Source organism: Roseivirga pacifica, from assembly GCF_900111145.1.
GTDB lineage: Bacteria > Bacteroidota > Bacteroidia > Cytophagales > Cyclobacteriaceae > Roseivirga > Roseivirga pacifica.
In genome coordinates this window covers 1-14,198 of sequence record NZ_FOIR01000007.1, presented here as the reverse complement: position 1 = coordinate 14,198, position 14,198 = coordinate 1, and the positions used below count along the sequence as shown (strand labels likewise).

General features: G+C 42.0%; 3 protein-coding genes. All 3 read right to left on the bottom strand.

All coding sequences use genetic code 11. The features are described from left to right. A partial coding sequence (locus BMW98_RS20310; RefSeq protein ID WP_139177732.1) for a Calx-beta domain-containing protein occupies positions 1–9,437 on the bottom strand: 9,437 nt, incomplete at its 3' end. A 418-nt stretch (positions 9,438–9,855) separates the two neighbouring features. Continuing rightward, the gene (locus BMW98_RS20305; RefSeq protein WP_162844771.1) at positions 9,856–12,579 is read right to left on the bottom strand and encodes a hybrid sensor histidine kinase/response regulator transcription factor; all 2,724 of its coding nucleotides are present in this window, start codon (positions 12,577–12,579) and stop codon (positions 9,856–9,858) included. Positions 12,580–13,656: 1,077 nt separating this feature from the next. Beyond that, a complete protein-coding gene (locus BMW98_RS20300) occupies positions 13,657–14,142 on the bottom strand; it encodes a hypothetical protein (protein ID WP_090261357.1) in 486 nt (161 codons plus the stop codon). Between the last annotated feature and the right edge of the window lie 56 nt (positions 14,143–14,198).

Genomic DNA, 14,198 nt, shown 5'->3' with positions numbered 1-14,198 from the left:
GTAGTGCTTATGGTGTTTGCTGATGCTGCACTGGTGTTGCCTGCTTGGTCATTCACTGTTCCTGCCGGTAGTGTTACACTTACCGCTCCATCAGCCGATGGCGTTACAGTGGCTGTCCAAACTAGGCCTGCGGTTACTACTGTGAGGTCGGATGCCGTACCATTAGCAATGGTGAAATCTGTCAACTCAAGCCCTGTTACTTGCTCATCGTAAGTTACTGTTATGGTAAGTGCTTCATTTGTCAAGCTACCAGTGGCTGTACTCAATGTTGGAATAGCCCTGATTCCATCAACATTGATGGCTGCCGTGCTGGCTACATTGTTCAAGGCCAATATTGCGTTGGTAGCAAACTGATCGACTATCGAGCCTCCGTTCAAGTTGATGTTGGAACCAATTGTTATACCGTCTGTATCCAAGTCGCCTTCGGCTATTGTATAGCTAAATGTAAGTGAGTTGCTATTGCTCGCATCGGCTGCTACTGTGGCTTCTTTTGCTGATGCACCAAGTGTTATCGGCAGACTCAGGCTACCGCTTGTATTTACAGGCAGCGTAAAGTTAACCGTAAACTCAAGCTCATCGCCAATACCGTAAGTATCTGCTGCCGGTACGCTTACACTGGTAACTACTGGAGCTGCAATAATTGTAAAGGTCCAGGCTGTGTTGTTACTGATTCCTACATAGCTGTTTCCTGCATCGTCTGTAAATGTTCCTGCATCTACCGTTACATAGAACTCTTCGCTAGGTGGCAACAACAAGCTGGTCGGGTCAATGGTTACTTCAGCGCCCGATACCACTACGTTAGCACTTGTTACATCTATGGTTTCCAATACCGTGTTATCACTGCTCTGCTTAATTGTGATGTTACCGGTTCCTTTGTAAATATCTTCACTGAAGTTCATTACAAGGTTGGCATTTGGCAGCACGTCCGTTGCGTTATCGGCTGGTGTTAGTGTTGCATCCAATGCTTGGTCTAGCACTATTGTCAGTTCACCTGCTGTTCCTACGTTGCCTGCTACATCGGTTGCTATGGCGCGAAGTGTCAGGTCGTTCACTGTTCCATCTACAAGTATTCCTCCTATTGTTGAACCAACATTAATTGACCAGTTGCCTGCGCCATCTGTTGTGGCTGGCAGACCTGTGAAGGTGGTTCCGTTGTAGGTTAACTCTACCTCTACCGAAGCGCTGGCTTCTGCAGTTCCTGAGAAGGTCATTGCATCTCCAATAGTATAATTGGTCAGGTCATCGCTGTCGCTAGTTCCTTTGTCTGATGTTGCATCGAGGTTTACAGTTGGTGCTTCTGGCGCTGTGATATCCAGTGTGATATCGTAAGTAGCCGCTGCACTGGTGTTTCCTGCTGCGTCAGTTATGGTTATGGTTACAGTCTCTGTAGCATCTTCTGTTAATGCATTGGAAATATCCATAGACCAGTTGCCACTACCATCTACCGAAAGACCGGAATAAGTAACACCATTGAATGTCAGGTCGAATGTAGCATTCGCTTCTGCCGTACCGCTGATGGTTACACTGCTCATATCATTGATGATAGCATCTGTACTGCTTGCCCCTGTATCGTTAGTGATTCCATTGAAAGTGGCTGCAGCTGGTGCTGTGGTATCAACGGTGACATTTACGGCTGTGCTATTGGCGCCAGTATTGCCAGCGGCATCTGTTGCATTAGCAGTAACTGCAATGGTTCCATCTGTTAGTGGGGTAACACCTGTGTAAGCCAATGTCCAGTCTCCTGAAGCATCTGCTGTGGTTGTTCCCACGCTATTTCCATCTACAAATATCTCTATTGTAGCATTGGCTTCTGCTGTACCGTTTACGGATGGTGTATTGTCACTTGTTATTCCATCACTAGCACTTGAGCCTGTATCGTCACTTACTGAAGTAACAATTGGTGCAACTGGTGCTGTAGTATCTAGTACCGTATCATCTGTTGCTGCCGTACCTACATTGCTCGAGGCATCGGTCAAGGTTACTGATAGGGTCAGTGTTCCATCGTTCAGTCCTGAAAGGTCGGCTAGCGTGATCTGATCTGTTGCTGTAGCAATTGTTCCTGTTCCTGTAACATTGGTTCCGCCATTATCTGAGCTCACCGTATAGTTGTAAGTAGTACCGATCTCTGCGCCTGCAAAGATGAAGGTAGAAGTTGATACTTCTGAACCGCCTATTAGGGCTCCTCCTAAAGTTACTGTATAGCCAACAGGTGCTGTATTATCATCATCATTAGTAATAGTAATTATTGCGACACCCGTGATATCAACACCCGATGTATTCACAGTTTTGGCCACTAAGTTATTCATGGCGATGGTCAATGTTTCAGTAGACTCTTCAATACCATCATCGGTTGGTGAAACTGTAAAGGTCTGCGTTTCCCCTACCGTACCAGCAAAGTTTAGGGTCTGACTCGTAATCGCTATAAAGTCGGCTACTGCAACTGCGGTTCCATCTACAGTATTGACATCCACACTTAGACCACCATCTACAGCCTTATTCAGCGTGGCCGTTAATGTAATCGGGCCACCATCTTCTGACACACTTACATCCGCTATGCTTACGGTTGCTACATCGTTGTTTTGGATGGTTACAGTGGCTGTCCCTAGGGCAGATATGCTTCCGGAGTTTACGATATGAGGTGTCAGATTATGCATACCAACATCAAATGTCTCATCTGCTTCAACAATCTCATCATTGACTATGGATAAGGTAACAGTCTGTGTTTCTCCTGCTATTCCTGCAAAGGTTACAGTTTCCCCTACTAGTGCGGTATAATCAGCAGGGGCATATGCGGTGTTGTTCTTTGTGCTAACGTCTACGGTAAAACCGCCATCAACTGCCTTGTCCGCTGTTAGGGCAAGTACAAAAGCTCCGTCCTCTGAATAGCCTATATCTGCTACAGTCACTATTGCTTGATCATCATTGGTGATGGTTCCCTTAGCTGTGGCATCTGATATGGTGATATTCCTTCCTGGCGCAACAACATTGTGGATAAGGACATTAAAAAACTCGTCAACTTCCACGATATCATCATCTAATACTGTTACATCAAAAGTTTGGGCTTCTCCGTTGTTGCCCGTAAAACTCAATGTACCGTCTGTTGCTGTAAAGTCATTTTCGCGTGCCGAGGCTAGGTTGGTCGCATATTGCACGGTAAATGGCTCTTGCACAGTCCCTGTAAGCGTTACCGAGAAAGTAAAACCCGTTGTTGCCCCATTGGCGTTTTCTGCCATAGTAACATCGTTTATTGCTAGGGTTGCAGCATCATTATCAATAATAGTTACTGTAGCCTCATCGGTCAGGTCAAAATCATCATTGTTCAGCGAAGTGCTCGCCACACTGCTTAGTATTAAAGTGAATGTCTCGCTGGACTCTACGATGTTATCGTCCGTAACATTAAAGCTGATGGTCTGTGTTTCACCGGCATTTCCCACAAAGGTGGCCTTGGCATTCTGAACAGCAGTATAGTCCGAATTGTCTTTGGCCGAGACATCGCTAGAACTTACAAAAACATCGAAACCGTTGGAAACTGCATTGTCTAGGGTTAGTGTAGCCGTTGCGGTACCATCACCTTCGTTTACCGTCACATCTGCTATACTTATGGTAGCTACATCGTTATTTTCGATGGTAACCCGTACTGGGTTTTCCAACTTTACATCTGCCCACCTTACTTTGTAGTTGGCCTTGTTTGTTAAGGCTACAGTAAATGCCTCATCCCTTTCAACAATATCATCGTCATTTACGGTAACTGTAACCGTATGTGTTTCCCCTGCTGTTCCTACAAAGTTGATTGTCTCGTTAAGCGCAGTATAGTCGGCCCCGGCAATGGCCTGAAAATCGAAAGTAACTACATCTACTGAGAAACCTCCATCTACGGCTTTGTCTGCGGTAACAGATAGTACAAAAGCGCCATCCTCACTCTCGCTAAAAGCTACTGGCTTTATCCGAACAGATTCATCGTTTTTAATGGTTCCTGTACCCTTACCAACATTTATAAACCCAAGACTGGAGGCATTGGAAATTGTTAATTCTATCGTCTCATGATTCTCGACAATTTCATCCCCCATCACGGTGATATCTATCGTTTTACTTTGCTCTCCTTGCAGGAGCTTTAGTGTTCCCGAAACACTGGTGAAATCGGCCGCATCTGCTGTTCCGCCAGTAACGGCATAATCCATGGTTATATCATCTGGTGCTGGGAAATTGCCACTAACCGTGAAAGTGAGTGTTGTTGTTCCACTATTTCCTTCGAAAACATCGGGTGAATCGATATTCAACCGTATCGGGTCTTCACTAATTAGTTCCAGTACATCTTGTTGTGTGCCATCTTCATAGCCGTTCACAACATTTACTATTTCTACTGAAATACTTTCTGGAAACTCAGGGTCAGTGTCGTTAATTGCTTGAATTGGAATGGATGCCAGTGCTGTCAGCGACCCCGCTGGGATGGTAATGGATGTACTTGCATTGCTATTATAGTCGCTACCAGCTGTGGCTGTACCACCATAGGCCAAATTAACCGTCACATCGGTTGTAGAAGCAACACCATCCACTAAAGACACCTCAATATTTGCGGTGTTCTTGTTCGCATCAGTAGACTCTTCAATAGTTTCTTTTGAAAAGCTTAGCCCTACTTTAGGAAGAAAGTCAATATCAACATCCTTGTTTGCGGAGATAGAGCCCGCTGTTCCTGGAGTTGGTAAGTTTAAGTTTGCCGAATTCCCAACCAAATCTTTGATACTAACGCCAGAACCAACCAAGAGCGATGTTGTTGAAGCATAGTCCAAATCTGAATTGATATCGCCTATTGACGAATTGTACTTAAATTCTATGGTAAGTTTATTTCCAAGTGTTCTGCTATAAGCAATGGATTGGTCATTAGGCCCAGTTTCTAAAGTCAACTTTGGCACACCAGTTACTGAAATTTCTTCGGAGAAAGTCACTTGAACTGTAAGCCCACCAATATCTTGAATTTGAGTACCACGATATTGCCCATCACCTTCTTTGATAGTTACATTGGTTACAGTTGGTGCGGTATTATCTAAATTAAAGTATTCGTTCTTCCCACTTGTGGGATTTACATCGCCCAAATGATTACGTCCATAGTCTTCAATACTTAATGAAGTGGAAAAACCCACGTGAACTACACCATCAAAATTGGTTATATCTCCACCGGTAAAAGTAACCAAGTAAACACCGTTGCCTTGGTCTGTTATTGATTGCGAGTTTGGTGTTAGGTTTACCGAAAAGAAGCTACCAAAAGCCTGAAAGTCTGCCGCATCAACATTTTTCATTGGCTCACTAAAGGTTATTTTAAAGGTTAGCTCATCGGCATTGGTATTTTGTTGGTTTGGCAAATGCCGCTCAAAACTGACTACTTTAGGAGCAGTTACGTCAGCATCAACTATAACCCCAACTGCATCGGTTAGTGGTGTGTTACAGGCAAAGTCTTGTATAAGATTGTTGTTGGCTACATAGATAACTGAAAGGTCACCCACAGCATTGCTCAGATCTGCCACCTCTAAGCTCACAGATGATTGGTAATCCGAACTTAATATGTTACTAACAGTAAAAACATTGCCTAAACCATCTTTAACTATAAAGTCAGAACCAACTCCTCCTGTGGCTTTCACATTCTCACTAAACTCAATAGTAAGTTGGGTTTCACTATCTTTTACACCACTTACCATTTTAGGTGGTGTTGAATCATCTAAGGAATAGCTTACTACCTTATCATCGTTTCCCCCAACTACATAGAGCTTGGCCCCCTCTTCGTTAAATGTAATTCCTAACGGGCCGCTACTCTCCGTACTAGGTATTTCAAGAACCGGATTAGCCTGTTTTACGGCCGTACTGATGTCGAAAGAAGTGTTGAGATCATAGGCCATAATCTCATTAAAGCCTAAATCGTGAATGTACAATCTACTGCCAGTTCTATTGAACAAGGGGGTTCTTGGGAAAGAAAGGGCTGAAAGGTCCAGTTCATGACTAAAACTTGCAGTACTTAGGTCGTATGGGGTAGATAATACATATTCATACATCTTGTTTGGGTTCTCTACGATTATATACAGCTTTGTTCCATGCGTATTGAATGCCATGCCCGTACCAGAGCCTCCTCTACTACTAAAGTCTAGCTTTACATTATTGTACACAGCTGTATTGGTTAGGTATCGTGAAGTCAAATCAAGTTGTGCAACAATGCCATTGTTAGGATCATGATTCAGAACAAATATTCTATCTGCAACATCATTCAAAAGCAAGTCGGAGGGATTAAAAATCGCATTGCTGGTAGCAGTGCCCAAGTCTAAAGTAAAGGTACCCGACTGAGCCACTGCTTGGCTCACATCATAAGCATTGTTAATCAATGTATAGAAGTAAAGCTCGTTATCATCAGAATCTAATATGTACATCGCTTCCCCTCTATTAGCAAAGCGGATTGCTTGAGGTGTTTGTGCCTGACTAGCGACTGAAAATGAGCCATCTGCACCTAAGAATTTAGCATATTGGAACTCGAAAGCACTCTGGTACAGCGTAGTGCTTTGTGCTGCCATTGAGTTACCAACAGCATCCTTAATTGCCGAACCTGTAAAGCTCAACTGCCAATCTCCGGGAGCATCATTGTCAAACTGGAAATCTAAATATTCATCATTCGGGTTAGTGTCCGCCACGAGCGTGACATTAGGAACACTATTACCCTCACAATCTACCACAGACAAATCCGTTGCTTGCCAACTATTATGAACACTTATTGCCTCTGAAAAAACGAGCCTGAAATTACTTTCACCAACTCTTTCGACACCTATAATGTACGGAGGGGTAATATCATTTGTAGTACCAAGGGTTTGTTGCTGCTTAAAATAGCGGCCTCTGCCATCTGGCAACTTGGACCAAGTATTTGTACTACCAAATGAGTTGAATGAATAAACTTTATCTTGCCCTAGTAGAGCGGCCAATGTGTTTGAACTAGCATCTCCATAAACAAAGGCATCTATCATCCCAATAGTATCGGCTACGGTAACTCCATCTACAAAGTCGCTCTCGTTACCCACGTATACTGCCATTGCCCCATTGGCCAAGGCTCCCGATGGAATTCCATTAAAAAAGAACCCTTTAGCACCTATACTGCTTGGCGCTAAAGAGTATGCATCGTAAACCGTATTATTATCGGATGGGTCGAATAACACCCAAACCATATTCGATAAATCGAATGAAGTACCCGAACTATTGTAAAGCTCAAAACCAACAGCACCACCATCAACCACAACTTCATTAAAACTTATGGTTTCATCTGGCATTACGTAGATATCTACATGTTTTGTATCAGAAGTATTCCCCCCATCATCAGTAATACTTAGTGAGACCCTGGCCTTGCCATAAACACCTGCCTTTGGCGTAAAACTCAGGTCACCAGCTATCCTGCGCAAGCCAAAATCTAGAGGATCTCCGTTGTTCTGATCTATTTTTGGAAAATTTATAATGGCTGGTTGCGCATCAAAAAGAGCGTTGTTGTCATTACTAAGATTAAACGTAATGCCCTGAGTATTAAAGTCACCATCAGTTGCATTGTTGAAAAAGTCGGTTAACACTTGTGCACCAGCATTTTTTGAAAGCACAATATCTTCTTCTGCAAAATCGAAAGAAGGTTTATGGTCCACCACATGGGCTTTTACAGTAAAAGTAAATGGGCTTTCATCTGCATCGTTATTGGCTATGGAGATTTCGGCCGTCCTGTCTCCAAGAAATTTTGGTTTAAAAATTACTGTAAAGTTTTGGCTACCACCCGCAGCAATAGTTGCAGGGGGCTGTGCCTGTAGCTCAAACTCTTGATTGGGAGTTGTTATGGTTATAGCATCTGCCCCAAGTTGCAGCGGAATATTACCATCATTGTGAATGGTGAAAGTTCTGGTAGCGGGTATCTTTAGGGATCCAGCGTTTGGTCCGCTGGTGTGGAATTTATCCTTATCGAAATTGCCAAAATCGATATTAGTATCACCGTTACTTATACCGCTGCCATTGCCACTTACATTAATCTCTGGTGCCATACCCTGACCCCTGATGTTAAAAGTGAAAGGGGATTCGTCTGCATCATCGTTTGGAATGTTTACAGTCGCAGTTCTATAGCCTACGCCAGTGGGTGTAAAAGCTAATTTAAAAGTATTAGAAGTGTTTTTGCTAAAGCGGGGAGGGTCAAATTCTGGTTGTGCTACCACGGAAAAATCCGATGCACCAGGTCCAGTAATAGAAATTGGCGAAGAATTGCCATTGTTCAATGTGAGTAAACCACCTCCTACATTTTGTACTACAAACTCATTGGTTTCAGTTTGCCCTATTAGTACCTGATCAAAATCTGTACTATCGGAAACTGAAGGAAAAAAATCTCCATTTGCAATGTCTACATTAGTATTGCCCGATACGGCTATTTCTCCATCGACCCCTGTACCAGAAATGGCAAAAGTAAAAGGAGATTCATCCGGATCATTTGTCTCAATTTTTACCGTAGCATTGTGCAAACCCAGCTTACTGGGATCGAAAGTAATTATTAATGAGCCATATGCATTTGGTGCAATGGTAGTGAATATGGATGCCGCTGAAAAATCGTCAGCATCGGCTCCTTCTATGGTAACCTTTGGCTTAATTAATGTGGCTGGGTCACTTGGGTCATAATAACCCAAATCGGCATTACCAGTATTATAAATTCTAAAAGAGTAACTTTTTGATGTGGTGCCATTTCTTAATTCTACCTCTCTCATATGGGTAAAATCATCTCTATCGGTTGTTGTAGTCCCGTCTATAATTTCCCTTTCTCCCTTACCAGTTACTTTTATGTCTGGTGTTAAGCCATTACCCGTAAGGTGAATCTTGTACCTTGGATTGGAATTATAATCATTGTCATGTGTTAGTAATGTAATAGTTGCCTCTCTAGGACCTAGGGCCGTAGGCTTAAACACTACCTGAAAAAATTCATAATTAGTAGAGTTCACGTTCCAGCTCGTTTCCCAAATAAAACCTTTAGAACTACTAGTATTAAAAGGGTCTTGAAGTATAAAATCACTTTTATCTACTCCTTCAATTCTAATTGCTTCCACTGTTGAACCTGATGAATAATATGAGTTTACAGCAAAAATGATTGTCCTAGTTTCACCTATAAAAGTGTCAGCATACCCTTTAGTGCTCCCACTATTTACCACTGAACCACCCGATATGGAAACCTCTACAACTTGTGAAAAAGAATCGTTTATCTCAAAAGCACTTCCATTGCTTACAGCATAAAATGCCTTATTAGTTAATGAATCCTTAGCGCCTACTTTTTTTACTGGGTCACTAGGTTTGTCCATTAAAGGCAAATGGGCAAAGGCTTTTGAGCCAAGTATCACCATTGCCATTAACATAATAGCAAGCAGCGGTTTTCTGATGAATCTGTAGTAGTGGTGTTTCATAGGGTGTCTGTAGTTTTTATTAAGTCTTCTGTTTTGGGCATAAGTCCGTGTTGAGACCTAGCCATTGGCCAGCATCACGTTTTATGACTAAACAAAAAGAGTTGAATTGCTGAAGACTGGGTTTGGCACTACTGCCAAAGTATGTTCACAGAATGCCAAACTGCATATACTGCATTTTAACAGCGTTTCAATAGAGATAAACAAGACTTATCACTTCCCAATACTTTAAAGAAAATACACTTGCTTGAGTGGGTATAAATACGGATGGGGCTGCCAAAAAGAATGGAGCAGGGATACCTTAACGACAGGCAGATGTGGCTATTTGCAAATAGAACATACCAGCAATGTGAGGAAATGGCTGCGACAGGTATTATATATAATTGCCCCATTAACCCAGTAAGTAACCTTACAAACAACACTACTTAAAGTCGGTTGCGGGTTTGCCAAAGCGCTTTTTAAAGCTTGAAGAAAAGTGGCTCATGTTTTCGAAACCGACCAAAAAGGCCACTTCGGAAATGGAGTTGAAACTACCAGTTTCTAAAAGTCTGCGAGCCTCTTGTAGCCTAATCTCTTTAACATAGGCCAATGGCGTAAAACCAGTAGCTTCTTTCACCTTTCTAAACATGCTTCTTTCGCTTATAGACAGTTGATCGGATAGAAAAGCCGGGCTTAAATCTTGGTTCGAAATATTGTCCAAGACCAATAATTTTAGACGATCAGTAAACTGATCATCTATATTTACTTTTGAGGCGCTTGCTTCATTGCGTTCTTCTTTCAGCACCAATAGATTGCTCACCACAGCAAGCAATTCGCTTTCGGCAAATGGTTTAAGAATATAGTCGCTCACCCCCAAACGTAACAGCCTTTGCTTGTCACTTTCCATTGTTCGGGCAGTGAGAAAAACCACAGGGGTAGATTTATAATCTGGGAGTTGTCTAAGTTCCTTATAAAACTTTTCACCAGACATGCCCGGCATCATATAGTCAGTTACTATCAAGTCCAGAGACGCTTGCCCTAAAATGGACAGTGCTTCCATTCCATTATTTGCACGAGTAATTTTGAAGCTCTTGGACAAAACACTCTCTATATAAGCACCCATCTCCAGGTTATCTTCAACAACCAAAATCTTATGAACTCCAACCGGAATACGCTCCATCTCCTGCTCTATGGATTGGTCAAAATCTTCTGGTTTAAAGTGCTCAGATCCTTTCAAAAATTTAACCGACACGGCTGTCCATTCGTACTGCTTACTGTCAATTTCAATTTTACCACCGTGTAATAGTACCAGTTCCTTGGCCAGAGTTAAGCCTACCCCACTCCCTTCCGTTTGACCACTCCCAGCTCTATAAAATTTATCAAAAACCTTATGCAAATCTTTTTGCGGAATTCCCTCACCAGTATTTTTAATACTAATACATTGGCTATCAAACTCCTCCGTTAGTCCTATCTCAATCACGGTATTTGGTGTACTAAACTTGATGGCATTGGCAATTAGGTTGTAAAAAATTGTCTCCACCTTTACCTCGTCTAAAAAGAGCTTATCGAGTGTTTCCGGGTAATCATAATGCACCTGTAAACCTTTCTGCTCAAGCAAGCTATCAAATAATGAAATGATACTCCGAACCTTCTCCAGCAAGGCAACCTCTCTAACGGCTAATTGCTCATTGCCACTCTCCAGTTTAGATAAGTTGAGCATCTCTCTTACCAAGTTTAATAAGCGCATGGAGTTTTCTTTGGCTTGAGAAAGCGCATTATTCTGCCCGGGGTTTAATTTACCAAACCTTCCATTGAGCAAGCTGCCCAAATTGCCCAATACTAATGTAAGCGGTGTCCGAAATTCGTGAGAAACATTGATAAAAAATTGCTTCTGAAGCTCATTAAGGTTTTCAATGCGGTCTTTCTGTTCATTAATAAGCGCATTTTTCTCTGCTAATCGCGCCCCTCTCATTTTAGAGTTCCTTAAGTTGAGGTAAATAAGAAAACCAATTATTGTTAGCGCTGTTACCAAGCCTATTAGCAGAAACTGAATATCTCTAGATTCATCTAGTTCTTGCTGTGCCAGTTCCTGCTTATTCTTTTCTATTTCAGCATCTCGTTCTAAAAGTTGTTTTTCAAGCTCGTATACCTTCGCTATATCATTATAGAACCTTTCTTCCTTCAGGTCGATTAACTTTTTACTATAAGTAAAAGCACTCTCCCAGTCGTTTATTAGTTTAAAGTGGTCTATGAGAATATTCATACCGAACTCTTGGGTAGGGGCATTCGCCAAAGGCAGGGCTTCTTCAATCTTAGCAAGTATAGCAGTTACTTCAACAGAGGGGCGCTTTGTAACAGAAACTTTTTCGTTGACAGCAATTGCGTCCAGCAACTCCAAGTATCTTGACCAAAAATTTACTTTTACTTCCTTTTTAGGGAATACATTAATGTACTTAATACCACTGTCCATCAGCGATATGGCCTTATCAAATTCCTTAGTTCTGATAAAGTACAATGTAGCAGCATAATGGACAGCTATGTAATCTTTAGTCCCAACTTCTTTAGGTGTTTTATTGGCCAAATCAACCATCAAATCATCAACATATTGCCCTGCCTCTTCTAGCTTACCTAACTCTATAAGGACACCAACTAACCTACGCCTAAAGGAGACTACATTACCAACCCCATTGTCTATCAGTTCCTTTAGGAAGGTTTCCATATCCTGATAGTCCAGTTTTAAAGAAGCAATCCTATATCGCTCCCAATGCACACCAAGTTTTTCAAATTGACTAAGCTTCTTTAAGTCTATCTCATTCAAAAGCCTCAGTGCTTCAACCGAATTTCCGGTGTTTGTGTAAAGCGCAGCCCCAATAATCATTAGTCTCCCTTTCAAAAGGTCAAAATCATAGTTGGGCATCATTTCATATCCCTTTTTGAAGTGATACAAGGCACTATCATTCTTTGAAAACACGCGTAAATGATGAGCCGCCAAATAATGGGCCATGGGCAGATAAATACCACCACTATCTTTAGCTACTTCAAAGAATTGCACCACAAACTCCTTTCGAGCGGTTAAATTCTTTTGTTCATAATACTGATTGAACAATTCCATCTCAGTATCATATCCCTCATTACCTTGAAAGGCATTACCGATATTGCTAAACAAGCATAAAAGAAGAAGTAGAATACAAATTTGTCTCAACAGTAGGCGAAATAGGGTGCTAAACTCAATGGGTTCAATATATGAAAGGGAGGACACATTAAGCCAATTGGTTACTATAAGAATTGACATTGGCTTATAACTAACAGCAAAAATCAAAGGCTTTCTTAAAAAGGCACAAAACCAACAATTAAACATGCCGCTGCTCTGGAGCTTACTGAGACGAGCGTTATCATTGTGTTATGACATTCGGCTCCGATGGAGTCATGTGCCAGACTTACCTCCCTGCTTTTCTCCTCGACCTTAGCGGAGAGGCCTACCAAGTGGGTTGATTATTGGTAAATCGGTTCGTGGTTCAAAGTGGGTTGCGCAAAGCCCCGCATACACCGTCTTTCTGAGGAAACTCATGAGCCGATAAGGCGAATGAATGACCGAAAGAATCCCTATCGGCTTTGCACCTTGGTCGGTTATCAGTGCATTAGTTAATCAGAAAACAGTAAGTAAACTTTGACAAACTGGATCAAGAGGCTTATTGCCTATCCATAGTGTTATCAATTTCACTATCTAAAAGTCTGTCAAAGCTATCGGGATTAACAGCCTACATACCGATTGTAAATAATAATATATTCGACACCGCCCCTATCAATTTTGTCCCGTAGGGACTGCATACAGGTAGCAAAAAGTACTCGGGAATTCTAATATGTGCCTTTAGGTACAAAACCAATAACCAAACATGCCGCTCCTTTGGAGCTTAATGAGTCTAGTGCACTTTTATGCTATTACATTTCGTCCCTATGGGACTTGTGAATTACACCAATCGCTAACCTATACACCGACTGCAATTGACCTTTCGTACATCCTCGTTACAAACATTATGAAGAACTTCCTGCGCCAGCTTTGGTGTACTCACCAAAACGACTTCAGCAGTAATAAAACTTTGACAAACTGATTTAACAGACTAACTACTTATCCATCTGTATTGTCGCATTCTCTAGCTTAAAGTTTGTCAAAGCAGTGATTCCACTGCAACAAAAAACCCCGACAGTTTTATGTCGGGGTTTGTAAGCTGTTAAGTACAAATAATTACTTTACTACGCTAATGGTATAACTGCCTTCCATGCCGTTAGAGGTGTTAATGCCATTGGCACTGCTTCCTCCTGCATGGCTAAAAGTGAAAGTAAAACGATTCTCATTTAGTAGGGTAATCGTTACTTCCTTGCCATCGTCCAACGATAGCATTTTAGCATCCTCGTCCGTCCATTGCCAGCTACCGCTTGCATTGAACAAGTCGGCTCCATTTGTGGTGGTGTAGCCGCCATCGGTAAAGGATAAAGTAAAGCCTGGGTAGTTGGCACTAACATCTGTGCCATCTACTTCTATTCGGCCTGCTCCATTGCCCAAGTCCCAGTCGCCAGATAGTTTTTCGAAGGCTAATTCTCTGGCACTTGGCGTTAATGGCCCGTCATCATCTTTGCAGGATGTAAGGAAGCCCATTAAAAACAGGGCTACCAGAACCAATAAGAGTGCAATATTTCGGGCTTTTCTCTGAGTCAAAATCAGTGTATTCATGGTTATCTTTTAATCATTACTTTTTTGTTCACTACCGAATTACCGTTGCTAAAGCG